Here is a 26,354-nt window from a genome sequence, read left to right on the forward strand (position 1 = left end):
GCGCACTACACTGCCGGGATGCACACCCCGTTCGCCCCCTGCACCGCGCACGCTGCGCGGCGGCCGCCGCCGCAACGTGTGTTCTCGACACCCTTGCTGGGCCTGAGCCTGGCCCTGGTGCTGGCTCTGGCCGCGCCGGCTGCCCATGCGCAGTGGAAGTGGCGTGACAAGTCGGGCCAGATCAACGCCAGCGACCGCCCGCCGCCGCTGGACGTGCCCGACAAGGACATCATCTCGCGGCCTCCGCAAGAGACGCGCCGCACGGTGCTCTCGATACCCGGCGCAGCGGCAGCTGCTTCAGCGGCCTCTGCACCTGCAGCCACGCGCGCCCCTGCCGGCGAGCGCGAACTCGAAGCGCGGCGACGTGCCGCCGAACAAGAACAGGCTGGCAAGAGCAAGGCCGAAGAAGAAAAGCTGGCCGCACAACGGGCCGAGAACTGCCGGCGCGCCCGCGGCCATGTGGCTGCACTCGAAAGCGGCCAGCGCATGGCCCGCGTCAACGAGAAGGGCGAGCGCGAAGTGCTGAATGACCGCGCTCGCGCAGACGAGATGCGCCAGTCGCGCGCCGTCATCGCTTCCGACTGCCGCTGACCCGGCACGGTCCGCTGGGCCGGTCGACGCTACCGCCAGAGATCGTGAGCCGCTAGCGGCCCCGGCGAGTGCCGACGGCCTGCTGCGCCCGGTGCGTCTTGTAGCGCAGGCGCCGCGCCTCCTTCGGATCGACCAGCAAGCCGCGGTAGATCTCGACCCGGTCGCCTTCGCGCAACACCGCGCCAGGCTCGCAGGCACGCCCCCACACGCCCAAGCGCAGGCTTTCGGCCTGCAGCGCCTGCCGCTGAAGCACGCCACTGGCCTGCACCGCCTGCATCACCGTGGCGCCCGGCGCAAGTTGCAGTTGGCTGTGGTCCACCTGGCCGGGCGCGGGGCAGTAGACCAGTTCCACCCGCATCTCAGCGCTGGCCATAAACCGCCTCGGCACGGCGCACGAAGGAGTCGACCAGCGTGTTGGCCACGCGGTCGAAGACCGGGCTCACGACGGCTTCCAAGGCCACGCTGGAGAAGGCATAGGCGAGATCGAACTCGATCTTGCAGGCCGCCTGGTCGCTGCCGGGCCGCCCCAGGGTTCGAAAAATCCAGTTGCCCTCCAACCGCGAGAAGGGCCCATCGACCAGTTGCACCGCCACCGATTCGCCAGCCCGGTGCGCATTGCGCGTGGTGAAGGCATGCTGCACGCCCATGTAGGCCAGGCTCAGACGCGCGGTGACGCCATCGTCGTGCCGCTCCACCACCTCGGCGCGGCTGCACCAGGGCAGGAACTGCGGATAGGCCTGCACGTCGGTGACGAGGTCGTACATCTCGCGGGGCGAGTACCAGAGCAGAACCGACTTGCGCACGTGCTTCATACAATGCGTCGATTCTAGGAGCGCCTTGTTCAGCGGGCCCCCAGCCCGCAGATGAACCTGCCCGCGCCCTTGCCGCGCGCCTGAAGCGCCGACCCAGCACCCGACCATGGCCCACATCGCCGAAAACCGCCGCGCCCGTTTCGAGTACAGCATCGAAGAGCAGTACGAGGCAGGCATGGTGCTGGCCGGCTGGGAGGTCAAGGCCATCCGCGCCGGGCAAGTGCAGCTCACCGACGGCTACGTCCACATCCGCGATGGCGAGCTGTACCTCATCGGCTGCCGCATCAACGCCCTTCGCAGCGCCTCCACGCACATCCACCCCGAGGCCGACCGGACCAAGAAGCTCTTGATGCACAAGGCCGAGATCCGCCGCCTCATCGGCAAGGTGGAGCAGAAGGGCTTCACCTTGGTGCCGCTGAACCTGCACTACAAGGGCGGGCGCGTGAAAGCCGAGATCGCGCTGGCGAAGGGCAAGGCCGAGCACGACAAGCGCAACACCGTCAAGGAACGCGACTGGGAGCGCGAAAAGGGCCGGCTGATGCGGCACAAGGTGTCCTCGGGCGGCAAGGACTGAAGCCTCCATCGAGGGTTTCCACCCCCGCAATGCGGGTGTCCCCCCTTGAAGCACAGGGTCGCGCAGCACCAAGATCCTCTGCGCAAAGGTTGCGACAGCAGGCGTCCGGCTTAGCATTCGCCTCACGGCCTGCCCCTTCGGGCAAGCGGCCTTCCCGGCCCGGCCGTCCTGTGGAGACATCGCCCATGCCCAGCCTCACCTGGCGCCCCACCACCCCGGCTCCTGTACGAGTTGCGGCGCGGCCAGCCGGCCTGTGGGCGGCGTTGCTGGCGGCAGTCAGCGTGCTGCTGATCACCTTGCCTGCAGCGGCCAGCGCCCCCAACCTGGCCAACGAACCGCGCCACGCGCTGGTCATCGGCAACGCCGACTACACCACCGCCCCGCTGCTGAACCCGGCCAACGACGCCGCCGCCGTGGCCAAGGTGCTGGAGAAGGCCGGATTCAAGGTCGACCTCAAGGTCAACGCCACGCAGAAGCAGATGCAGGAGGCCGTCACCCTCTTCGGCGACCGGCTCAAGGCGGGCGGTGCCGGCCTCTTTTACTTCGCCGGCCATGGCGTTCAGATCAAGGGGCGCAACTTCATGTTGCCGGTGGGCGCCACCATCGCTCGGGAAGACGAGGTGCCCTACAAGGCCGTCGACGTGCAGCAGGTGCTCGACAAGATGGAGACGGCGAAGAACCGCATCAACATGGTGGTGCTGGACGCCTGCCGCGACAACCCTTTCGCGCGCAGCAGCCGCAGCACCGGCGGCGGGCTGACACAGGTGGACGCGCCCATCGGCTCGCTGATCGCCTTCGCCACTGCGCCGGGCAGCGTCGCCAGCGATGGCCGCAACGCCAACGGCCTGTACACGCAGCACCTGCTGGCCAACATCGAGCGGCCCGGCACGCCCATCGAAGACGTGTTCAAGCGCGTGCGCCTGGGCGTTCGCCTGGACAGCAACGGCAGCCAGGTGCCCTGGGAAAGCACTTCGCTCGAGGGCGATTTCTTCTTCTTTCCCGCGGCGCCGGGCGCCAAGGGTGGTCCGACGACCTTGCCCCCGCCCCCGGGCATCGAGCAGATGGCGCGGGTGGAACGCGCCTACGAACTGCTGCGCCAGGGCCAGACCGACGATGCCGAACGCATCTTCCGCGCGCTGGCCGGCGCCAGCCACACCGACATCGCCTGGATGGGCCGCGAAGGCATGGCGGAGGTGATGCTGGCCCGCGGCGACAGCCAGGCGGCGCTGGCCGAGGCCAACCAGATCATCGCCAAGGCGCCGACGCGCAGTGCGGCCTACCTCATCCGCGGCCGTGCCCTGGCCGCCGCCGGCCAGGTGCAGGAAGGCCAGGCCGCGCTGCAGAAGGCCGCCGGCGCACAGACGGTGGCCGATTTCGGCTGGCAGAAGGCCGAGGCCCTGGTGGCGGTGGGCAACGTGCAGCGCAAGCAAGACCCCAAGCTGGCTGCACAGACCTACGAACGTGCCGTGCGCGAGAACCCGCTGTCGGTGCCCGCCCTCAGCAACCTGGCGGTGGCGCTGAACGACAGCGGCGATGCGGCCAAGGCCCGTGCCGTGCTGGAGCGGGCCCAGGCGCTCGACCCCACCGACGCCGTCACCATCGCTCTGCTGCGCCAGACCCAGGAGAACCTGGCTGCCGACCAGGACCGCCAGCGCCAGCGCGCCATTGACGAATCGGTGCAGGAACTGGCGGCTCGATTCCGCAACCCCGCCCCGCGCCCGGCCGGCTCCGGCGCGCCCGACGACTGGACTTCGCCCGCTCTGGCCATCAGCGTGCTGCCTTTCCAAGACCTCACGCTGCCTGGCAGCACAGGGCGGGTGGGCCTGGAGGCGCTGCTCCAGCAGGAAGTCATCCGCGAACTGCAGGCGCGCGGCTTCACGATGGTGGAGCGGCGTCTGCTCGACAAGGTGCTGGCCGAAGTGAAGCTCGGCTCGTCGGAACTGGCCGACCAGGACACGCAGATCCGCCTGGGCAAGGTGCTGGCCGCGCGGCTCATGGTGTCCGGCGCTCTCAGCCCGCAGGGCAGCCCGCCCGGAGGTGCTGTGGGGGCGACCGTGCGGGCCATCGACACCGAGACCACGCAACTGGCGATGGTCAAGGCCGAGCGCCCGGCTGCCGGGCCTTTCAATCCCGGCGCGCTGGCTGCGAGCATCGCGCAGAGCGTCGCCCAGACCATCGCCGAGAAGTACCCGCTGAAGGGCCGCCTGGTGCAGGTGGATGGCGACGTGGCCATCATCAACCTGGGCAAGAAGCACGGCGTGGCCCCGGGCCAGCAGTTCAACGTGCTGAGCCAGGGCCAGCCCATCGAATTGAACGGCCGCATCCTGGGCTACCGCGAGACCCGTATCGCGCAGATCACGGTCACGGAAGTGCAAGAGCTGCTGGCCTTCGGCCGCGTCGCCGGTGTGCAGGCGCCGCTGGCGCGGAACCAGAGGATCATTGCGCGCAAGGAATGAGCAGACCGCGCAGTCCCGGGCCCCGGCCGCCCCGCGCACAAGGGTGCACGGGGCGCCGTCGCTTCGTGGTGGCGCTGGGCGTGTTCGGCTGGCTGGCCACCGGAGCGCACGCGCAGAACCCCGCACTGCCGGCCGTGGTGGTGTGGGACTACGAGAACCAGGGCACGCTGGCAGCGCCGCAGGCGGCGCATGCCGACTTCCTGCGCCGCTCTCTGTCAGAGAGCCTCACGGCCACGCTGCTGCAGGTGCCCGGGCTGCCGGTGGTGGAACGCCAGCGCCTGAAGGACCTGCTCGCCGAGCAGAAGCTCGGCAGCACGGCGCTGGCCGACGACGATGCGCGGCTGCGTCTGGGCAAGATCGTCGGCGCGCAGCGCATGGTCTTCGGCGGCTTCTTCGTGCTGGGCGATCAGGTGCAGGTGCATGTGCGCGTGATCGACACTGCCACCTCGCGCGTGCTCTTTTCCGACGAGGCCGTGGCCGCGCTCGCCACCGTGATGACCCAGGTGGCCTCACTGAACGAGCGACTGGCGCGCGCCCTGGGCGGGGCTGCAGTGGTGGCGCAAGGTCATCCGCCCGAACGCTGGCAAGCCTACGACCGCGCCCTCGCCCTGGCCGATGCCGGTGACTTCGACGCCGCCATCACGGCTTTGCAGCAGTTGCTGGCCGCCGACAAGAACTTCCTCCCCGCCGAACGGCAGCTCGTGGCGCTGCTGGAGCGTGGCGCACGGCGGTAACGCTTGCGTAACGCACCCAGGCCTAAGCTCCCAGCTGCCCCCGGACCGCACACGCCCTCACCTCGCCCCGCACCCAGCACAGGACGACGATGCCTTCCACCCTTCCCCGGCGCCTGCCCCTGACGCAGCCTTCGATGCAGCACTGGTCCGCCGCTCTGGTGCTGCTGGCGGCCGCCCTGCCTGTCCAGGCGCAGACACCCCCCGATGCCGGCCGTCTGCTGGACCAGACCCGCCCACCGGCGCTGCCCGCGCTGCCGCCAGCCACCGCGCCGCGGGTGGTGGACGCACCGGTGCGCCCCACGCTCACCCTGCCGGAAGGCGTCTCGGTGCAGGCCAGCGGCTTCCGCGTGAGCGGGGCCCGCTCCTACCCGCCAGAGCTGTTGGTCGAGATGCTCAAGCCCTGGCTCGGTCGGCGGCTCGACCTCAACGGCCTGAACGAAGCGGCCGGCGCCCTCACGCGCCACTACCAGCGCAACGGTCATCTGCTCAGCTACGCCTACGTTCCGGCGCAGCGCGTGGAGGGCGGCATCGTCGAGATCGCCGTGCTCGAAGGGCAGCTGGAGGCCGTGCAGATCGTCACCGCGCAAGACGTGCGCCTGCGCGACGAAGTCATCCAGGCCCACACCGACCGCCTCGCCACCCGCCCAGAAGCACCCCAGCCCGTGCTGCTGGCCGACGTTGAGCGGCAGATGCTGCTGCTCAACGACATCGCCGGCGTCACGGCGCGCGCCGCCTTCACGCCCGGCGCGCGCACCGGCGGCGCCGACATGGTGGTGTCGGTGGCCGAAGACGAGCCCTTGAGCCTGCGCGTGACGGCCGACAACCATGGCGCCAAGTCCACCGGCGAGGTGCGCGTGGGCCTGGGTCTGCAACTGCGCAACGTCTCGGGCTGGGGCGACCAGACCGATGCGCGCGCCATGGTCTCGCGTCAGGGCGGGCTGGTCAGCGGCAGCCTGTCGACCCTCGTGCCCGTGGGCGGCGACGGCCTGCGCCTGGGCGCCAGCCTCTCGCGCCTGAGCTACGAGCTTGCCGGCAGCTTCCGTGAGCTCGGCGCCACGGGCCATGCCAACACCTTCGGCGTGGAACTGAACTACCCGCTGGTGCGCTCGACCGACACCAACCTCGGCCTGCGTCTGGCCGGCGAGATGAAGCAACTGCGCGACGAAGTGCAACTCGTGGGCCGCAGCGTGCCCAAACGCAACAGCACGCTGGAAGCCACGCTCAGCGCCGACCACCGCGACAGCTTCGGGGGCGTGTCGGCCGGCCGCATCAGCGCCTCCCTGGGTTCGCTGCGCCTGCTCGACGACGCCCAGCGCGCCACCGACGCTGCCGGTCTGCAGACCGCCCGCTCCTACGGCAAGCTCGGTTTCCAGGCGGTGCGCCAGCAGACCCTGAGCGGCCCCTTCAGCGTGGTGCTGCGCGTGGCCGGCCAGGCCAGCGGCGGCAACCTCGACAGTTCCGAAAAGTTCAGCCTTGCCGGACCGGGCGCCGTGCGGGCCTACGCACCCGGTGAAGCCTCGGTCGACCAGGGCGCGCTGGTCAGCGTGGAAGCGCGCTACGCCCAGGCCTACCTCGGTGGCAGCGTCACCTGGGCGCTGTTCCACGACCGCGCCGAAGGCCGCATCAACCGCCAGCCCACGGCGCAGTTGCTCGTTGGGAACGAGCCGCGGCTGTCGGGCACAGGCTTGTCCGTCCAGTGGAGCGGCGCCGATCTCGGCCTCAGCGCCTCCATCGCCTGGCGGGGCACGCGCGTCCCCACGGCCGAAGGCGGCGACCCCAAGCCCCGCGTCTACCTGCAAGTCGTGCTTTCGCCATGAAGTGCGCCGGCGCTGCCCCCCTGACGCCCGCCGCACGGAGCCCTGCCATGCCCACCCGCCCTGCTGCACCTGCCACGCCCCCCTCCACTGCAGTTCTGACCGCGGCACGCGCCCCGCGGGCGGCGCGCCGCCGCACCCGCCGCCTGCGGCCGCGCCTGCTGCGCCTGTCGCGCCTGCTCGCCTGGCTGCTGGCCGCCTGGGCCGGCCCGGGCACGCTGGCCTTGGCACAGGTGGCCCCGGGCAGCCTGCCCAGTGGCGGCCAGGTGGTCGTGGGCAGCGGCACCCTGGTGCACAGCCCCAACCTGCTGGTGATTCAGCAGAACACGGCCAGGCTCGGCCTCGACTGGCAGAGCTTCAACATCGGCAGCGGCGCCACGGTCGAATTCCGGCAGCCCAGTGCCAGTTCAGTGGCACTGAACCGCGTGCTCGGCCACAGTGGCACCGAGATCTACGGCCAGTTGCGCGCCAACGGCCAGGTCTTCCTGACCAACCCCAACGGGGTGCTCTTCGCGCCGGGTGCGCGCGTCGATGTGGGCGGCCTCGTGGCGAGCACCCTCGACATCACGCAGCAAGACTTCGCTGACGGGCGCTATGTCTTCAGCAGCACCAGCGCCGGTGGCACCGTGCGCAACCAGGGCAGCCTGAATGCCAGCACGGGCGGCTATCTCGCGCTCTTCGGGCAGCAGGTGGTGAACCAGGGCGACATCCAGGTCGACGCAGGCTCGGTGGTGCTGGCCTCGGGCCGCGCGGCCACCGTCAGCATCAGTGGCAGCGGCCTGATCTCTGCGGCGGTCACGCCGGGCCTCGTCAGCGGGCAGGTGGACAACGCCGGCCGCATCCAGGCCGATGGCGGCGTGGTCACGCTGAATGCCCGCTCGGCGCAGGACATCGCCGGTTCGCTGGTGAACAACAGCGGCATCGTGCGGGCCAACACGCTGGTCGAACGCGGCGGCGAGATCTGGATCACCGGTGACCAGGTGGCGAGCAGCGGGACGCTGCAGGCAGCCGCGCCGGCACGCGGCAACGCCGGGCAGATCACCGTGAAGGGCGACATGGTCTCGGGGCGCCTGGCGCTGGCAGGCCAGATCGACGTCAGCGCCGCGAACGGGCGCGGCGGCAATGTCGAGACCTCGGCAGCCCATGTCGGCATCGCGCGCAGCACGCAGGTGGACAGCCGCGGCAGCGTCGGCACCGGCCACTGGCTCATCGACCCCACCGACTTCACCGTCGCGGCCGGCAATGGCGCGCAAACCACCTCGGGCATCGGTGCCGACACACTGGCCAGCAACCTCGCGTCCACCAGCATCACGCTGGCGACCGCGCCCACGGGCAGCGAGCCGGGCGACATCCACGTCAATGCCGACGTCACCTGGGGCAGCAACAACACGCTCACGCTGCAGGCCAGCCGGAACATCAACCTGAATGCCAGCCTCACCGCCACCGGCACCAGCGCCGGGCTCGTGCTCACGCCGGGCACGGGCGGTTCGCTGCGCATGCTGACCACCGACACGCTCAGCCCCAAGATCACGCTCAGCGGCGCCAATGCCACGCTCAACATCGCCGGCCAGGCCTACACCCTGGTGCGCGACGTGGCCGGCCTGCAGGCCCTGCAAAGCGGGCTGGCCGGCCGCTACGCGCTGGCGGTGGACATCGACGCCAGCAGCACCGCCACCAACGGCTTCACGCCCATCGGCAACGAGGCGGGCACCAGCGTCACCACCACCAACGCCTTCACCGGCACCTTCGAAGGTCTGGGCCACACCATCACCGGCCTGACCATCAACCGCAGCGGCGGCACGGCCAACGCCGTGGGCCTGTTCGCGAGCACGAACAACGCCACCTTGCGCAACTTCCAGCTCGTGGGCGGCGCCGTGAGCGGGCGCATGTTCGTGGGCGCGGTGGCGGGCTACACCAACGGCAGCACCACGCTGAGCAACGTGCGCAGCAGTGCCACCGTCACGGCCACCACCACCGACGGCAGCGCGGTGCGGGCCGGTGGCCTCGTGGGCCTGATGGCCGGCAGCAACGCGGCTGCGGGCGTGAGCGACAGCGTGGCCACCGGTGCGGTCGGCGCCACCGTGGCGAACAACACCACCGCCAACGTCGGCGGCCTTGTGGGCGAGGTGGACGCCGGCAGCCTGAGCCTGGTGCGCAGCACGGGCGCGGTGACGGTGTCGCTTGCCTCAGGCACCAACGACGTCAACATCACCGCTGGCGGCCTGGTGGGCCGCCACAGCGGCGGCGCCATTGCCAATGCCACGGCCACGGGCAACGTCTCCGGCGGCCGCTACACCGGCGGCCTGGTGGGCTACCTCGACGCGGGCAGCCTCAACACCGTGCGCAGCGACGGCGCCGTGTCGGGCAGCGGCGACGCCGGCGGCTTGCTGGGCTACGCCACGGGCACGGGCTCCTTGACCACGGCCGAGGCCCGCGGTTCGGTGACGTCCAGCAGCACCACCTCCTACAGCGTGGGCGGCGCCGTCGGCTACCTGGCCTTGACCGGCGCACTCAGCGGCATCACCGCCGCAGGCAACGTGAGCGGCGGCAGCTTCACGGGCGGCGTGGTCGGCTACTACAACCCGACCACCGCCATCTCAGCCGCCACCCTGGGCAGCGTGAACCACGCGACCAAGACCATCACCGGGGGCGCCTGGGTCGGGGGCTTCATCGGCTACATGAACCAGGCGGCCTCCGTCACGGGCCTGAGCGCCTCGTCCACCGTCGTGGCCACGGCCACGGGCGGTGCCGCAGGCGGCATCATCGGTCGCAGCAGCGGCGCGGTCTCGGGCAGTTCTGCGGGCGGCAGCGTCAGCGGTCCGGCCGCGGTGGGCGGCCTGGTGGGCGTGGCCGCGGGCAGCGGCGGCCTCAGCGGCTCCAGCGCCAGCGCTGCCGTCAGCGGCACGGGCACCGCCGGTGAAGTCGGCGGCCTCGTGGGCCGCTACAACAACACCGGCAACCTCGACGGCGGCAGCGCCAGCGGCGCCGTGCAAGGCGGCAGCGGCACCTCGGGCATCACCGGGGGCCTGGTGGGCAACTTCGACAGCACCGCCAGCATCGTCAATGCCAGCACCGCCCTCACCAACACGGTCACGGGCTTCGGCGATGTCGGTGGCCTGGTCGGGCAAGCCTACGGCACCGGCACCGCCGCCATCACCGGGGCCACCGTGCGTGGCACGGTGCAGGGCGGCACGGCCGGCGGCGTTGGCGGGCTGGTGGGCGAATTCGGCATGGCTGGCGGCTGGAGCAGCGTCACGGTGGAAGGCGCCGTCACTGGCGGCCTGTACACAGGCGGCCTGGTGGGCTACTACGCAAGCAGCGCCCCCATCACCAACGGCACCTACACCCCTGCCAGCGTCACGGGTGGCGGCTACGCGGGCGGCATCGTCGGCTACATGGCCAGCAGCGCGGCAATCGCGGGCACGTCGGCCGCGAACCCCTGGGTGATCGGCACGCAGGTGACCGCCACCAGCACCAGCGGTGCGGCAGGCGGCCTGGCGGGGCGCACCGCGGGCAGCGTGTCCAACATCCGCACCACGGGCACGGTGACCGGTGCAGACGCGGCTGGCGGCGTCATCGGCCGCGCCGACGGCACCGGCACGCTCACGCAGCTGCGCGCCACCGGCAATGTCAGCAGCAGCTCGGCGGACGCTGGCGTGGGCGGCGTGGTGGGCACGCTGTCCTTCGCAGGGTCCGTGAACAACGCCACCGGCACCGGCACCGTGAGCGGCGGCCGCTATGGCGGCGGCGTCATCGGCTACTTCAACGGCAGCGCGGCGCTGCAGACCCTGCGCGGCGAAGGCGCCGTCAGCAGCGGCGGCGATGCCGGCGGCGTGGTGGGCTATGCCGGCGGCAGTGGCTCCATCACCGATGCCGACGGCCTGGGCAACGTCACCAGCACCGATGCGTCCAACTACAGCGTCGGCGGTGCGATCGGCTACTTCAGCCTGTCCGGCGGCCTGGGCGACATCACCGCGGCAGGCAACGTGAGCGGCGGCGCCCAGACGGGTGGCGTGGTGGGCTACTACGCGGCCAGCACGGCGTTGACCGGCACGTCGTTGAGCTACACCAACAGCGCCAGCCGCACGGTGACCGGCGCCTACTGGGTGGGCGGCCTCATCGGCTACAGCAACGCCAGCAGCATCACGGGGCTCAGTTCGGCGGCCACGGTGGCCGTCAGCGGCACCTCCAGCAGCGCTTCGGCCGGGGGCCTGGTGGGCCGTACCGGTGGCTCTGTGATCTCCAGTTCCGCCTCCGGCTCCGTCACTTCGCCCGGGCGCGCCGGCGGCTTGGTCGGCCAGGCCGACGGCACCGTGAACTTCACCGACAGCTCGGCCAGCGGTGCGGTCAGCGGCGCCAACATCGCTGGTGGCTTGATCGGCTACGCCACCGGCACGGCGCAACTGCTGCGTGCCGGTGCCACGGGCACGGTCTTCACGCGCGCCACCGGGGGTGGTCTGGTCGGCGTGCTCGACAGTGGCGGCATCACCGACAGCAACGCCAGCGGCACGGTGTCGGGTCTCAGCGACGGCGTGGCCTACGTCGGCGGCCTGGTCGGCCAGTACGGCAGCGGCTGCTATTTCTGCACCTTGAACGCCAACTTCACCATCACCAACAGCCACGCCACGGGCGCCGTGCGTGCCGACGCCAGCGCCTTTTACGCAGGCGGCCTCATCGGCTATGTCTACTCGGGTGTGCTGGTCGGTGTCACGGCCTCGGGCAACGTCACGGCCGTCGACAGCCTCAATGCGAACAGCAACGAGGCTGTCGGAGGCCTGGTGGGCTACTTCGGCAGCTACAACCAGCGCAGCAGCATCACCAACAGCAGCGCCAGCGGTGCGGTCACCGGGGGCTACTACAGCGGCGGCCTGGTGGGCCAATACCTGGGCGGCGCCTTGAGCAACAGCAGCGCCTCCGGTGCTGTCAGCGGCGGGGTGGAAAGCGGGGGCCTCATCGGCTACGCCAACCTGTACGGGCCGATGACCAACGTCTCGGCCTCGGGCGCGGTCACCGCCTCCGGCACCGCCGGCAGTTCGCGCGTGGGCGGGCTGGTCGGCCGCATGTACTTCTACACGCCGGACAACATCACGGGCGGCAGCCTGACCAACGGTTCAGCGAGCGGCAATGTCATCGGCACCGCGGGGTCCGGCGAAGCCGGCGGCCTGATCGGCTGGCTCGGCGCCTACAACGCCGAGACCGGCCCCGTGAACGACAGCCGGGCCACCGGCAACGTCACCGGTGGCAACACGACCGGCGGCCTCATCGGCTATTTCGACAACGGCGGCGGCCACTCGGCGCTGCTCAACAGCCACGCCACGGGCTCGGTCTCGGGCGGCGCGGTCGTCGGCGGGCTGGTCGGCAACTACAACCGCACGGCCGCCACCGGCCGCGCCGACGACATCACCAACAGCTACGCCACGGGCAACGTCAGTGGCTCCACCTACCTTGGCGGTCTGGTCGGCCTCTTCGACGGACGGCATGGCATCCTGGGCAGCTACGCGACGGGCGACGTGCTCGCCAACTCCTCCATCAACGACAAGTACCTCGGCGGCCTGGTGGGCTACTACAACACCCGCCACACCAGCACCAGCAACCTGACGGACATCAACGCCAGCTACGCCACCGGTCGCGTCAGCCTGCAGCCCGGCAGCGTGCTGGCCAGCTTTGCCGATGTCTACGCCGGCGGCCTGGTGGGCTACATGCTGGGGCAGACCGCTGGCAACGCCGTGGTGGATGCCTATGCCACCGGCGCCGTCACCCTGGCGGCCACGAGTGGCAGGCTCTATGCCGGCGGCCTGGTGGGCTACGCCACCGGCGGCCAGAGCGTGCTGCGCGGCTACGCCACGGGTGCCGTTTCGGCCACGGGCGGCACCTCGCGCAATGCCGGCGGCCTGCTGGCGGGCCGCGCCAGCACCGTCAGCGTGGTGACCGACAGCCACTGGGACAGCACCACCACCGGCCAGGCCAGCAGCCTGGGCGGCGGCACGGCCCGCAGCACCGCCGAGATGCGCCAGGCCACCAGCTTCTCGGGCTGGAGCCTCAACACCGGCGGCACCGGCGGCACGGTCTGGCGCCTGTATGAAGGCCAGACAGCCCCGCTGCTTTCGCGCTTCCTCACGCCACGCACGCTCACGCTGGCCGATGCCAGCAAGGTCTACGATGGCACGCGCTCCTTCGGCAACGCCACCCTCACCGCCGTCAATGGCGCCATCGACCGCCCCGAGCGCATCTTCGTCACCACGACCTCGGCCGATGTCGGCAGCTACAGCATCGGCGCTGCAGGCGTCTACTCGGTGCAGAACGGCTACGACCTCACCGTCAGCGGCAGCGCCACGCTCACCGTCACGCCCCGGCCCATCACCCTGGCCGGCGTGGTGGCCGACAAGGTCTACGACGGCACCCGCAGCGCCACGCTGCTGACGACGGCGCAGCCCGCAGGGCTGGTGGCCGGCGAGACGCTGACCGTCAACACCACGGGCGCCAGCGCCACCTTCGACACCCGCAACGTCGGCCAGAACAAGGCCGTCACCATCACCGGCCTCAGCCTGGCGGATGGCACCGGCAAGGCCTCGAACTACACCCTCGCCAGCGCCAGCAGCAGCACCGCCAGCATCACGCCTGCGCCCTTGAACGTGGGCGGCTTCACCGCCACCTCACGCGCCTACGACGGCTCTGTCACCGTGGCCGTCAGCGCCAATGGCGGCACCGTCAGCGGGGTCATCGGCAGCGACGACGTCACGGCCAACGTCAGCGGCGTGACGAGCGGCACCGTGGCCAACAAGAACGTCGGCACCGCCAAGCCCGTGACGGTGCTCGGCGCCACCCTCACCGGCGCCGACGCCGGCAACTACACCATCGCCGGCATCAACGCGGTCACCGTGAACATCACGCCACGCACGCTCACCGTCAACGGGCTGCGCGGCAACAACCGCCAGTACAACCAGAGCACCGCGGTCAGCGTGCCCACCTCCACGGGCGAGCTCAGCGGCGTGGTCACGGGCGACGTGCTGCAGCTTCGCAGCACCACGATCAACGCCACCATGGCCGACCGCCACGCCGGCACCGGCAAGGCTGTGGCTGTGCCCGGCAGCAGCCTGCAGCTGCGTGGCGTGGATGCCGCCAACTACGTGGTGGGCGACGCCACGGCCACGGTCGACATCGCGCGGGCCATCGTGTATTTCTATGCCGACTACTTCGGCAGCAGCAACGACAAGGTCTACGACGGTAACGCGCTGGCCAGCGGCGTCACCCCCTACGCCTACCCGAGCACCGTGGGCAGCTACCTGCTCGCCGGCACGACGACCTACGGCCTGGACAACCTCGTCCTCACCTACGACACGCCGCGCTACGCCGACAAGAACGTCTCGTACAGCGGCACCACGGTCATCAGCAAGACGATCACGGCCAGCAACGCGGCCCTCGGCGGCACCGACGCCGGCAACTACGTGCTCGACAGCACCAGCGCCACCACCTCGGGCCGCATCACGCCGCGCTCGCTGGCCGTGACAGGCGTGAGCGCCACCAGCCGCGCCTACGACGGCACGGCCAACGTCAGCGTCAACGTCTCGAACGCGGCCGTCGACACCACGCAGTTGGTGAGCGGCGACAACGTGACCGTGACCGTGCCCAGCTCGGGCACGGTGGTCGGGACGATGCTCAACAAGAATGCAGGCACCGCCAAGGCTGTCACGGTGCCCGGCTTCAGCCTCTCCGGCACGGATGCGCTGAACTACTCGCTCAGCGGCAGCGCGGGCGTCACGGTGGACATCACCCGCAAGGCGCTCACCGCCAGCTATGTGGCGGTGGACAAGGTCTACGACGGCAACGCCTACGCAGCCCTGAGCGTGAGTTCGACCGACATCGTGGCCGGCGACGTCGTGCGCTTCTTCGCGGATCAGACCTATTGCACGCTGTGCGGCTACGGTTTCTTCGCGACCAGCGGTTCCACCCCCACGAGCTACACGACATCGAAGGACGCAGGCACCGGCAAGACGGTGGTCGTCACGACCAACGGCCTCTTCGGCGCCGACGCCGGCAACTACACGCTGCAGAACCCGACGGCCACGCTCACGGGCAGCATCACGCCCAAGGGCATCACGCCGGTGTTCACTGGCGTCAACAAGGTCTACGACGGCAGCACCACGGCCACCGTGAACCTGAACACCTCGGCCTCAGGCATCTTCTCGGGCGATGCCGTCAGCCTGACGCGCACCGCCACCTTCGACACCAAGGATGCCGGCACGGGCAAGACCGTCAGCATCAGCGGCATCGCCTTCACCGGCGCGGCGGCGGCCAACTACACGCTCAGCACCACCACGGCCACCACCACGGCAGCCATCACACCCAAGCCGCTGGCCGTGGCCGGCGTGACCGCCACCGACCGCAACTACGACGGCAGCACCAACGTGGCGCTGACGGTTGGCACGCTCGGTGCCACGGGCGTGGTGGGCGGCGATGTGGTCACGGTCGTGGCCCCCACCGGCGGCCTGGTCAACGGCACCATTGCCACCAAGGGCGTCGGCCAGGCCAAGCCAGTCACGGTGGCCGGCCTGAGCCTGAGCGGTGCCGATGCGGGCAACTACAGCATCAATGGCAGCCAGGGCGTCACGGTCAACATCACGCCGCGGCCGCTGACTGCGGTGTACACCGGCATCAGCCGCGAATACAACGGCGGTGTCAGTGCCGCCGTCAGCGTGGCTTCGCCCGATGCCGTGGCCGGCGACGTGCTCACCTACACGCAGAACGCCATCTACACCGGGCTGGACGCGCGCAACGTCGGCACCAACAAGCCCATCGCGGTGACGAGCATCGTGCTCGGCGGAACCGACGCCGCGAACTACAGCCTGCTCAACACCTCGGCCAGCACCACCGGCAGCATCACGCCCAAGGGCATCACGGTCAGCTACACGGGGCTCTCGCGCGCCTACAACGGTCTGGCCGACACCAGTGCCAACGTCACCGGCACCTCCTCGGGCCTGGTGGCGGGTGACCAGGTCGGCTTCTCGCAGACCGCCACCTTCGCCGGCAACGGCGCCGTCGGCACGGGCAAGGCCGTCAACGTGAGCGGCATCACGCTCACGGGTGCGCAGGCGGCCAACTACAGCGTGCTCAACAGCACCGCCACCACCACCGCCAGCATCACCCCGCGCCTGATTGGCGTGACGGGCGTGCTGGCCACCAGCCGCGTCTACGACGGCACCCTCACCGTGCAGCTCAGCACCGCCGGCGCCACGGTGCTGCCCAGTGGCGTGCTGGCCGGTGACACGGTGAGCGTGGTGCTGCCCTCCGGCGGCATCACAACGGGCACGATGGCCACCAAGGATGCCGGCACGAACAAGCCCGTGACGATCTCGGGCCTCACCCTGACCGGCGCGTCGGCCGCCAACTACGCGGTGGGCGGAGAAGGCCTCACCGTCAACATCACCCCGCGCCCGCTGACGGCCACCTACAGCGCGCTCGATCGCGTCTACAACGCCGGCACCACCGCCACCGTGACCGGCACGTCCGCCGACATCCTGGCCGGCGATGTTGGCGCACTCACCATCGTCGCCAGCGGCGCCTTCACCGACGGCAAGAACGTCGGCACAGGCAAGGCGGTGGCCGTCAGCGGCGGCTTCCTCAGCGGAGCCGAGCGCAACAACTACAGCCTCGTCAACCCGACAGGCACCGCCACCGCCAGCATCACGCCGCGGCCGCTGACTGCGAGCTACACCGGTGGCACCCGCGTCTACGACGGCAGCGTCACCGCGCCAGTGACGGCCAGCGACGCCGCAGTGCTGGCCGGCGACCAGCTCGGCTTCACGCAGACCGCGGTTTTCACCGGCGCCGGCGCCAAAAACGTCGGCAACGGCAAGGCCATCGCCATCAGCAACATCGCGCTCACGGGGGCCGATGCGGCGAACTATGTGCTGCTCGGCACCACCGCCAGCGCGAGCGGCCGCATCACGCCCAAGCCGATCAGCATCGACGGCATCACCGGCGCCACGGCCACGCCGCGCGTCTACGACGGCACCACCACGGTGGCCGTGGTGGTGAGCGGCGGCGGCACCATCGCGCCCAGCAGCGCAGACATCGTGTCGGGTGACACCGTCACCATCAACCTGCCGGCCGGCGGCATCACCACCGGCACCATGGCCAACAAGAACGCCGGCACCGGCAAGGCCGTGGCGGTGGACGGGCTCACCCTCACGGGCGCCGATGCCGGCAACTACGTGGTGGCAGCCACCACCGGCATCACGGTGGACATCGCTCGCAAGGCGCTGAACGCCGCCTACACCGGCGTGAACCGTGTCTATGACGGCAGCACCGTCGGCAGTGCCACGGGCACATCGGCCGACATCGTCTTCGGCGATACCGTGAACATCACCGCGACCGGGGTGTTCACGGGGGACGGTGCACGCAACGTCGGCACGGGCAAGACGCTCAGCCTGCTCAACGGCACGCTGACGGGAGCCGACGCCGCCAACTACGCGCTCGTGAACACCTCCGGCAGCACCACCGCCAGCATCACGCCGCGGCCGGTGACACCGGCCTACACCGGCCTGGCCAAGGTCTACGACGGCACCACCAGCGCGCTGGTGCAGGCCACGGGTGCGGGCTTCATCAGCGGCGACGCGGTGCAGCTCAGCCAGACGGCCGTGTTCACCGGCAACAAGAACGTGGGCACGGCCAAGCCCATCGCCGTGAGCGGCATCACGCTGCAAGGCGCCGATGCGGCCAACTACAGCCTCACTGCCACCTCGGCCGCCACCACCGGCAGCATCACACCGAAGCCGCTGCGCATCGACGGCCTGACCGGCGTGAGCGCCACCGACCGCGTGTACGACGGCAGCACCACCGTCAACGTCGTCGTCAGCGCCAGCGGCCCGATCGCACCCAACCCGCAGGACGTGGTGGCTGGTGATGTCGTCACCGTCACCGCACCGCCCACCGGCAACACCACGGGCACGATGGCCGACAAGCACGTGGGCAGCAGCAAGCCCGTGGCCGTGGCCGGGCTCAACCTGGGTGGCGCCGATGCGGCGAACTACAGCATCACCGCCACCAGCGGCGTCACCGTCAACATCACGCCGCGCCCACTGACGGCCGTGTACACCGCCACCACGCGCGAGTACGACGGCAGCACGGCGGTGGCCGTCACCGGCAGTTCGGCCGACATCGTGGCGGGCGACACGCTCACCATCGCGGGCACGGGCGCCTACACCGGCAACGGCGCACGCAATGCAGGCACGGGCAAGACGGCCAACGTGCTGAGCATGGCTTTCAGCGGTGCGGATGCGGCCAATTACAGCCTCGTCAACCCCACCGGCACCGCCACCGGCACCATCACGCCGCGCGCGCTGGTGGTCAGCTACAGCGGCGGCACCCGCGTCTACGACGGCACCACCGCAGCCCCCGTCAACGGCAGCGTCGACCGCCTCGTCGCCGGCGACGACGCGCGCCTGACGCAGACCGCCGTGTTCACGGGCAATGGCGCGAAGAACGTCGGCACCGGCAAGGCCGTGGCCGTGAGCAACATCGCGCTGACCGGCACCGATGCAGCGAACTACACGCTCAACGTCAGCAGCAGCAGCACTGCGGCGAATGTGACGCCCCGCCCGCTGCGCATCGACGGCTTCACCGGCGTGGTGGCCTCAGACCGGGTCTACGACGGCACCACCGCGGTGGCCATCACCGTGCAGGGCGGTGGTTCGCTCGGCGCGAACGCGGCCGACCTCATCACCGGCGACGACGTGACCGTGGTCGCGCCGCCCAGCGGCAGCACCGCCGGCACGCTGGCCGACAAGAACGTCGGCACCAACAAGCCGGTGACGGTGGCTGGCGTCACGCTCAGCGGTGCCGATGCCGGCAACTACACGGTGGCCGCGGCCACGGGCGTGACGGTCAACATCACGCCCCGGCCGCTGACCGCGGTGTGGACCGGCCTGAGCCGCGTCTACGACGGCAGCACGGCCGCCAGCCTCAGCGGCAGCTCGGCCGACATCCTGGCCGGCGACGTGCTCACCTTGTCGGCCACCGGGCAGTTCACCGGCAATGGCGCCCGCAACGCCGGCATAGGCAAGAGCATCAGCTTCAGCAATGCCCTGCTGGCCGGTGCAGATGCACTGAACTACCTGCTCACCAACCCCAGCGGCACCGCCACGGCCGACATCACGCCGCGCACCCTGAACATCAGCTACACGGGCGGCACCCGGGTCTATGACGGCACCGCAGTGGCCCCGGTCAGCGCCACGCTGGGCGGGCTGGTGGCAGGTGACACCGTGGCCACTGCGCAGACCGCGGTGTTCACAGGCACGGGCGCGAAGAACGTGGGCGACAACAAGGCCGTGCAGGTCAGCGCCATCACCCTGCAGGGCGCCGACGCCGGCAACTACGCGGTGGCCAGCGACACGGCCAGCGCCACGGCGAGCATCACCCCGCGGCCGCTGAACGTCAGCGGCCTGTCGGGCCTGCAGGCGGTGAACCGGGTCTACGACGGCACGCGCGACGTGCAGATCACCGGCACGCTGGTGGTGGGCAGCACCTCCGGCAACGTCATCCCGGGTGATGACATCAGCGTCAACCTGCCCGGTGGCAGCGTCAACACCGGCACCATGGTCGACAAGAACGCCGGCAGTGGCAAGGCCGTGGCGATCAGCGGCCTGTCGCTGGGCGGTGCGGATGCCCTCAACTACCAGATCACCGGCACCGCGGGCCTCACCGTCGACATCGCGCCGCGCCCGGTGGCCCTGCTGGGTGTCGCGGCACTCAACCGCCTCTACGACGGCACCCGCGTAGTGGCCCTGGACACCAGCGGCGGCAGCCTGCAGGGCGCGCTGGCTGGCGACAACCTGCAGTTGCTCACCAGCGGTGTCACCGGCACCGTGGCCGACAAGAACGCGGGCACCGGCAAGGCCGTCACGGTCTCGGGTGCCGGCTTCGGGCTCGGCGGCAGCGACGCCCCGAACTACAGCCTGCTGGCCAGCGGCCTGACGGTGGACATCAGCCCGCGCAGCGTGGTCGTCACGGCCACGGGCGTGGACAAGGTCTACGACGGCAACAACCTGGCCCAGGTGGTCTATGGCAACGATGCACTGGCCGGCGACGACCTTCGCGTCAGCGCCGCCAGCAGCCGCTTTGCCAGCGCGAACGCCGGCAACGGGGTGGCCATCGCGGTCAACGGCCTCAGCCTGGGCGGCGCCGATGCCGGCAACTACCGCATCGACACACCCACGCTCGGCACCAACGCCAACATCCTGCGCAAGGCCGCCACGCTCACGGCCAACAGCCCGCCTGACAAGGTCTACGGCGAGACCATGGGCCTGCCCGGCTCGGCCTTCAGCGTCTCGGGCCTGGTGCAGGGCGAGAGCCTGGGCAGCGTCACGCTCAGCAGCGCCGGCGCCGAGGCCCGCGCCAACGTGGGCAGCTACGCCATCACGGCCAGCAACGCAGGGGGCGGCAACGTCAACCTGGACAACTACCTGCTCAGCTACGTGCCGGGCACGCTGCGCGTCACGCCCCGGCCGCTGACCGTGGCGGCCAACAGCGTGGTGCGCTTCGACGACGGGCAGAACCCGTCGAGCTACGGCTTCAGCACCAGCACCGGCGGCCTGGTCAACGGCGACAGCATCGGCGCCGTGGCCGTCACCGCACCGGCCGCCAGCCAGGGCGCCAAGGGCGTCTCGGTGTTCACGCTGCAGGCCGCCGGCGCGCAGTTCAGCAGCGGCAGCGCCAGCAACTACAGCATCAGCTACGGCAACGGCCTGCTGCTCGTGCTGCCCACGCCGCCGCGTGTGGACGACGTCAATGCCGGCGGCGGCGATGGCCCGCAAGGCCTGGCCGTGCTGGCCGACCCCGTGGCGGTGGCGGCGGCAGAAAAGCTGCTCACCCAGCTGGCGGCCCAGATCACCGCGCCTGCAGAGGGCACAGGCGCCCGCCCGGCCACCGGCGGCGGCCCCGGCGAAGCCGCTCAGCCCCTCACGCCCGAAGCGGCCACCGCTGCGGCCCAGGCCGTCGCCGCGCTGCTTTCGGGCGACCCGGCGCGTGTCAATCTGCCGGCGCTGCAAGGCCTGCCGCTGCTGAGCTTCGAGCCCAGCCTGCGCAGGCTGCTGGCCGGCGCCGCCAGCTTCCGCAACCCGCCTGCGACGCCGCCCGCCCCCTGAAGGCCCGCCATGCCCCTGAACGTCATGCCCGAACCGTCGCACGCCAACCCGATGACCGCCCACCCCCTGCCTGCACCCGGCCTCGGTGCCCTGCCCTCGGCGCGACGGCGCCTGGCCCGCCTGGGCCTGGCCTGCCTGCTCCCCCTGCTGCAGGCGCTGCCGCTGGCCGCGGAGGCCGCACCGCTGGACGACCTGCGCCGTCAGGTGGAAGCGGGGCAGTTCGAGCAGGCCTACGCCAGCGCCCAGGCCCAGCCGCAACTGCTGGGCGACGTGCACTTCGATTTCCTCTTCGGCGTGGCTGCCGTCAACACCGGTCGCATCCCCGAGGGCCTGCTGGCACTGGAGCGCCACCTCGCCGCCGTGCCAGCCAACGACCGCGCACGGCTGGAACTGGCGCGCGGCTACTTCCTGCTGGGCGAATACACCCGGGCGCGCAGCGAGTTCGAGTTCGTGCTGCGCTACAACCCGCCGGCGGGCGTGCGGGGCAACATCAACGGCTTCCTGCAGGCCATGCAGTCGCGCGAGGCGGCCGACCGCCGCGCCAGTGCCCGCCTGTATGCCGAGGTCGGGCTCGGTCATGACAACAATGTCAACGGCGGCACCTTCCGCGATGAACTGCAGCTCGTCTTCGGCACCATCAGCCTGGAAGGCAGCCCCTCGCGCCAGGTGGCCGACAGCTACGGGCAGGTGGCGCTGGGCGGCCAGCACCAGACGCGTGTGACGCCGCGGCTGTCGGTCTTCGCGGGGGCCGACCTCGACCACCGCGGCAACGCCGACGAAACCGCCTACAACCTCACCAACGCCGGCGTCTACATCGGCTTCACGCAACTGAGTGCCGGCGCCTTGTGGCGGCTGACGCTGGGCAGCAGCACGCTGCAGGTGGGCGGCAACCGCTACCGCAGCACCACGCAGCTGGGGCTGGAGAGCAACCTCTCGCTGGCGGCCGACCTCTCGATGCTGGCCTTCTCGCAGTACGCCGAGTTCCGCCATGCCGAGGCCGACCGCGTGCGCGACGCCCGCGCCACCACGCTGGGCGTGATGTTCACCCAGGGCTTCCCGCAACTGCCCGGCGCGCCTTCGGTGGGCCTGCGCCTGAGCTGGACGCACGAGGACAACCAGCGCCTGCGCGCCGACCTCGACCGCCACGTGCCGCTGGTGCGCGTGTTCGGCGCGATGACTCCGATGCCGGGCATGCGCCTGAGCGTGGGGCTCACCGCCTACCGCCAACTCTTCGGCGGCACCGACATCGGCTTCGGCACCGAGCGCAAGGACAGCGCGCTGGCCGCCGACCTGGTGGCCAGCTATGCACTCGACGAACGCTGGTCGGTGCGTGGCGACGCCGTCTGGTCGCGCAACCGCTCCAACCAGGGCCTCTACGACAGCAGCCGCAAAGCGGTGTCGCTGAAGCTCCGCTACCAGTACTGAGGACAGCGATGACCCGCCTCATGAGTTTCCGCAGCACCCCTCTGTACGGTGCCCTGCTGTTGGGCCTGGGCACCGGCCTGGGCCTGCCGTCTGCACTGGCACAGACTGCTGCCGCAGCGCCTGTGGTTCAGCCCGTCGAAGTGCTGCTGGTGCAGACCCAGGGCGATGTGCGCATCAATGGCACGCCCGCCCGCACCGGGGCCCTGCCACCCGGGGCACTGGTGCAGACAGGCTTGGACGGCCGCGTGCAGATGCGCACCACCACGGGCGCGCTCATCGCAGTGCCTGCCGGCAGCGAAGTGCGCCTGGCCGAAACCAGCAACACCGTCACGCTCAACGCCGGCGGCCTGCGGCTGAGCACCGGCAGTGCCGAGTGGCGCGTCGCGATGCCGGAACGCAGCATCCGCACGCGCGGATATCTCAAGCTGCAGGCCTGCCAGGCCGGGTGCACGCTGCCCCCGGGGCTCTACGGGCGCATCGCCTTGGGCGAGGCGGTGCTCGAATACCAGGGCGGTCGTTCGGTGCTGCGCACCCGCGCCTTCCGCTGGGCCGATGCCGCCAGCCGCCCGGAAGTGCTGGCCGATGCGCCCGCGCTGCTGGACGACGGCAACACCCAGGCCGAGGCCACCCGCGTGCGCACCGAGGTGGCGGCCACGCTGCAGGCCGGCATTGCTGCCTTCCGCGACGGCCAGGACGCTGCCGCCACGCAGGCCTTCGAACGCGTGCGCGCCCTGGCGCCGGGCGAGACACTCGTGCCGTACTACCTGGGTCTGCTGGCCTTGAAGCGCGCCGACAACGCAGCAGCCCTGCAGCTGCTGCAGCAATACGCCCGTGAAGACCCCGAAGGCGCTGCAGCGCGCGAAGTGCCGCAGACATTGACGCTGCTGTCCAGCGTGCAACTGCAGCAGGAAGTGGCCAGTGCCGTGGCGCGCGAGGCCGAGGTCGCGGGCTCGCCGCCCGAGCCCGGCAGCATCGCCGTGCAGGCTTTCGTGAACAAGGGCGACGCCAACTTCCGGGCCATGGCCAAGGGCTTGGCCGCGATGATCATCGCCGACCTCAGCAAAGTGCCCGGCCTGAAGGTGCTGGAGCGAGAGAAGGTCCAGCTGCTGGTCAACGAGGCCAAGCTCGGCGACAGCGGCCTGGCCGACACCGCCTCGGCGGTGCGCTCGGGGCGCCTGATGCGCGCCGAGAAGGTGGTGGTGGGCAATTTCGAGGTGCAACAGCCATGAAGACCGTGCAGACACGTGCCGCCGCAGCGGCCACCGCGCTGGCCCTGGGTGCGCTCTGCGCCTCGCAGGCCCACGCGCAGACGGCGCCAGCAGCAGCCCCAGCGGCGGGCTTTTCGCTCGAAGGCGCCGTCATCGACAGCCGCAACGCGCGCAGCCTGGGTGTCATCAACGAGCGCGGCGACATCAACGCGCTCTTCCGCGCGCAGAAGGCCATGACCTTCGGCATCCTGCGCGCAGCCGGCATCCCGCTGGACCAGCTCTCGCCCGAGGTGCGGGCGCGCATCGAGCGCTTCGCCACCACCAACCTGGAGGCCTTCCGCGCTTTCTCGCAGGGGCTGGACCTGAAAGACCAGGGCCGCTTCGCCGAAGCCAAGGCCGAGTTCGCACGCGCTGCGCAGCTCGACCCCGGCTTTGCACTGGCGGCCGAGCAGCAGCAGGCCATGCCCGAGGTGAGCCTGGGCAGCGGCGTGCAGACCCGCGCCGTGCTGATGGCCGCCGCCGGTGCGGCGGTCGACCGCGGCCGCGCCGCCTTCGCGGTGGACACCGCGCGCGCCGTGGCCGCACTGGCCGCAGGGCAGACCGTGGTGACGGTGCCGCTGGCCAGCACCGCCGAGCAGGCGCGCACCAGCGACTTCAGCACCACGCCGCCGGGTTCGGGCACGCAGTTCGTGCCCAACATCGTGGCCGGCATCGCCTACACGGCGCAGCTGCCCGGCCTGGGCACGGCGCAACTGTCCACCTTGGGCGAATGGCGCTCTGACAGCTTCCGCGTCAGCACCGGCACCAACGGCACGGTGCTGGAAGCGCTGGGCAGCACAGCCAACCCTGTGGCGCAGATCGGGGGCGCCACGGCGCAGCCGCTGGGCAACGCCACCTTGGCCGACGGCAGCGTGGCCTACTGGGGCGCCTGGTCCTCGGCACCGGGCGCGAGTGCCACGGTCACCGTCAGCGGCACCCCGCTCGTGGCGCCACAGCTCGGCCCGGTGAGCTACCTGCTGGCCGACGCCACGCGCACCATGCCCGGCACGGGCACGGCGGTGTTCTCTCCGCGCGGTGGCACGCTGGGCAACGCCACCGGCACGGTGGCGGTGAACTTCGCCACCCGCGCGGTGGAACTGCGCAACCTGGGCTTCAACATCGGCACGCTGAACTTCAGCGGCTTGAACGGCAACGCCACCTTCGACACGCGGATCGCGTCGGGGGGCTTCGGCGGCAACTACAGCAGCGGCCAGTGCACGGGCTGCAGCGCCTTCACGCCGCTGTCCAGCAGCTTCAGCGGCAACTTCGTCGGCCGCGATGCCGATGGCTTGGCCTTCGCCACCTTCCTGCTCACGGGCGGGGGCGGCACCGCGGCCGGCGTGCACCTCTTCACGCGGCCACCAGCGCAGCCCTGATCAGCGCAAGGCGCGCTCCAGCGCCTGCGCCAGATCGGCCTGCAGGTCGGCCACCGACTCCAGGCCGATCGAGAAGCGCACCAGGTGGCCGTGCAGGTGCGGCTGATGCGCGGCGGACGCGCTGCGCATGGCGGTCAGCTCATAAGGCACCACCAGGCTCACCGGCCCGGCCCACGAATAGCCGATGCGGAAAAGCTGCAACGCATCCACGAAGGCCTCCACCTGCTGCGTGCTGTAGCGCTCGTGCAGCATGACCGAGAACAGCCCGGCCGCGGCCGTGCAATGGCGCTGCCAGTGTTCATGACCCGGGCTGCCGGGCAGCGCCGGGTGCAGCACCTGCGCCACCTCGGGCCGCTGGCCCAGCCAGGTGGCCAGCGCGCGCCCGGCGGCGTCTTGCGCGGCGTAGCGCAGCGGCATGGTGGCCAGCGAACGCAGCACCAGTTCGGCGTCGTTGCCCGCCACGCCCAGGCCCAGGCGCATGTGCGTGAGCTTGATGCGTTCGTGCAGCGCCGCGTCGCGCGTGACCACGCTGCCCATCAGCACGTCACCGCCACCGCTGGGGAACTTGGTCAGCGCCTGCATCGCAATGTCGATGCCGTGCTCGAAGCCGCGCAGCGCGATGCCGGCGCCCCAGGTGTTGTCGAGTGCCGTGGCCACGCCGCGTGCCTTGGCGGCCGCGGCCAGCGCAGCCAGATCGGGGAACTCCATCGTCACCGAGCCCGGCGCTTCCAGCCACACGAGCTTGGTGTTCGGGCCCAGCAGTGCGGCAAAGCCCGCCGCATCCATCGGGTCGTAGAGCCGGTGCGTGATGCGCCAGCGCGCGAACTCGCCCCGGGCCAACTGCAGGCTGGGGCCGTAGACGTTGTCGGGCAGCAGCACCTCGTCACCAGCCGACAGCAGCGCCTGCCCCACCAGCGCCACCGCGGCCAGGCCGCTGGGCGCGAGCACGCATTCGGTGCCGCCTTCCAGCGTGGCGATGCGCTCTTCCAGCGTGAAGGTGGTGGGTGTGCCGTGCAGGCCGTAGGTGTAGCCGTTCTTGTTTCGCCAATCGCGCGCGCGCAAGGCGGCCACGTTCGGGAAGACCACCGTGCTGGCCTTGTGCACGGGCTCCTGCGGCGCCGCGAAGCCCGCTGGTGGCTTGTAGGCGTGGTGGATGAGTTCGGTACTGAGGTCGCGGGCCATGC

12 protein-coding genes are annotated in these 26,354 nt (G+C 70.9%); 9 read left to right on the forward strand and 3 right to left on the reverse strand.

Features of this window, described 5'->3' with window-relative positions:
• Positions 1 to 18: 18 nt before the first annotated feature.
• Positions 19 to 591, forward strand: coding sequence for a DUF4124 domain-containing protein (locus EOE66_RS10275; RefSeq protein ID WP_128228599.1), 573 nt, complete (start codon positions 19 to 21; stop codon positions 589 to 591).
• A 52-nt stretch (positions 592 to 643) separates the two neighbouring features.
• Here EOE66_RS10275 and EOE66_RS10280 read toward each other — a convergent pair whose 3' ends face one another.
• Positions 644 to 964 carry an RnfH family protein gene (locus EOE66_RS10280; RefSeq protein ID WP_164885067.1) on the reverse strand — a complete coding sequence of 107 codons (321 nt, stop codon included), beginning with the start codon at positions 962 to 964 and terminating at the stop codon, positions 644 to 646.
• Entirely contained in the window at positions 951 to 1,403 is a 453-nt protein-coding gene (locus EOE66_RS10285; RefSeq protein WP_128228600.1) for a type II toxin-antitoxin system RatA family toxin, read from the reverse strand. The genes EOE66_RS10280 and EOE66_RS10285 overlap by 14 nt, the downstream gene beginning before the upstream one ends.
• A 106-nt stretch (positions 1,404 to 1,509) precedes the next feature.
• On the opposite strand from EOE66_RS10285, the gene smpB reads away from it, so the two are divergent.
• The 8 genes from smpB to EOE66_RS10325 all read left to right on the forward strand — a co-directional run bounded on the left by smpB (position 1,510) and on the right by EOE66_RS10325 (position 25,170).
• Positions 1,510 to 1,977, forward strand: a complete 468-nt coding sequence (gene smpB / locus EOE66_RS10290) for an SsrA-binding protein SmpB (protein WP_128228601.1) — start codon at positions 1,510 to 1,512, stop codon at positions 1,975 to 1,977.
• Between the two features lie 185 nt (positions 1,978 to 2,162).
• Positions 2,163 to 4,433: a caspase family protein gene (locus EOE66_RS10295; RefSeq protein WP_164885068.1), complete on the forward strand. Its 2,271-nt coding sequence runs from the start codon at positions 2,163 to 2,165 to the stop codon at positions 4,431 to 4,433.
• Positions 4,430 to 5,167, forward strand: a complete 738-nt coding sequence (locus EOE66_RS10300; RefSeq protein ID WP_128228603.1) for a CsgG/HfaB family protein — start codon at positions 4,430 to 4,432, stop codon at positions 5,165 to 5,167. Before EOE66_RS10295 ends, EOE66_RS10300 begins: the two co-directional genes overlap by 4 nt.
• An 89-nt stretch (positions 5,168 to 5,256) precedes the next feature.
• Positions 5,257 to 6,984: a ShlB/FhaC/HecB family hemolysin secretion/activation protein gene (locus tag EOE66_RS10305; protein WP_128228604.1), complete on the forward strand. Its 1,728-nt coding sequence runs from the start codon at positions 5,257 to 5,259 to the stop codon at positions 6,982 to 6,984.
• Between the two features lie 47 nt (positions 6,985 to 7,031).
• On the forward strand, positions 7,032 to 21,122 hold the full coding sequence (locus EOE66_RS10310) for a YDG domain-containing protein (protein WP_164885069.1): 14,091 nt from the start codon (positions 7,032 to 7,034) through the stop codon (positions 21,120 to 21,122).
• Between the two features lie 9 nt (positions 21,123 to 21,131).
• On the forward strand, positions 21,132 to 22,547 hold the full coding sequence (locus EOE66_RS21790; protein WP_164885070.1) for a hypothetical protein: 1,416 nt from the start codon (positions 21,132 to 21,134) through the stop codon (positions 22,545 to 22,547).
• An 8-nt stretch (positions 22,548 to 22,555) separates the two neighbouring features.
• Positions 22,556 to 23,776: a CsgG/HfaB family protein gene (locus tag EOE66_RS10320; RefSeq protein ID WP_128228606.1), complete on the forward strand. Its 1,221-nt coding sequence runs from the start codon at positions 22,556 to 22,558 to the stop codon at positions 23,774 to 23,776.
• A complete protein-coding gene (locus EOE66_RS10325; RefSeq protein ID WP_128228607.1) occupies positions 23,773 to 25,170 on the forward strand; it encodes a hypothetical protein in 1,398 nt (465 codons plus the stop codon). The genes EOE66_RS10320 and EOE66_RS10325 overlap by 4 nt, the downstream gene beginning before the upstream one ends.
• Here the strand turns inward: EOE66_RS10325 and EOE66_RS10330 are convergent, their stop codons facing one another.
• Complete coding sequence (locus tag EOE66_RS10330) at positions 25,171 to 26,352, reverse strand: cystathionine beta-lyase (RefSeq protein WP_128228608.1); 1,182 nt, start codon at positions 26,350 to 26,352, stop codon at positions 25,171 to 25,173.
• Between the last annotated feature and the right edge of the window lie 2 nt (positions 26,353 to 26,354).

This window comes from Rubrivivax rivuli, from assembly GCF_004016505.1.
GTDB classification, from domain to species: Bacteria; Pseudomonadota; Gammaproteobacteria; order Burkholderiales; family Burkholderiaceae_C; genus Rubrivivax; species Rubrivivax rivuli.

Coding starts and splice junctions, on each gene's coding strand:
- EOE66_RS10275 (WP_128228599.1), top strand. CDS start 19: ATGCACACCCCGTTCGCCCCCTGCACCGCGCACGCTGCGCGGCGGCCG.
- EOE66_RS10280 (WP_164885067.1), bottom strand. CDS start 964: ATGGCCAGCGCTGAGATGCGGGTGGAACTGGTCTACTGCCCCGCGCCC.
- EOE66_RS10285 (WP_128228600.1), bottom strand. CDS start 1,403: ATGAAGCACGTGCGCAAGTCGGTTCTGCTCTGGTACTCGCCCCGCGAG.
- smpB (WP_128228601.1), top strand. CDS start 1,510: ATGGCCCACATCGCCGAAAACCGCCGCGCCCGTTTCGAGTACAGCATC.
- EOE66_RS10295 (WP_164885068.1), top strand. CDS start 2,163: ATGCCCAGCCTCACCTGGCGCCCCACCACCCCGGCTCCTGTACGAGTT.
- EOE66_RS10300 (WP_128228603.1), top strand. CDS start 4,430: ATGAGCAGACCGCGCAGTCCCGGGCCCCGGCCGCCCCGCGCACAAGGG.
- EOE66_RS10305 (WP_128228604.1), top strand. CDS start 5,257: ATGCCTTCCACCCTTCCCCGGCGCCTGCCCCTGACGCAGCCTTCGATG.
- EOE66_RS10310 (WP_164885069.1), top strand. CDS start 7,032: ATGCCCACCCGCCCTGCTGCACCTGCCACGCCCCCCTCCACTGCAGTT.
- EOE66_RS21790 (WP_164885070.1), top strand. CDS start 21,132: ATGCCCCTGAACGTCATGCCCGAACCGTCGCACGCCAACCCGATGACC.
- EOE66_RS10320 (WP_128228606.1), top strand. CDS start 22,556: ATGACCCGCCTCATGAGTTTCCGCAGCACCCCTCTGTACGGTGCCCTG.
- EOE66_RS10325 (WP_128228607.1), top strand. CDS start 23,773: ATGAAGACCGTGCAGACACGTGCCGCCGCAGCGGCCACCGCGCTGGCC.
- EOE66_RS10330 (WP_128228608.1), bottom strand. CDS start 26,352: ATGGCCCGCGACCTCAGTACCGAACTCATCCACCACGCCTACAAGCCA.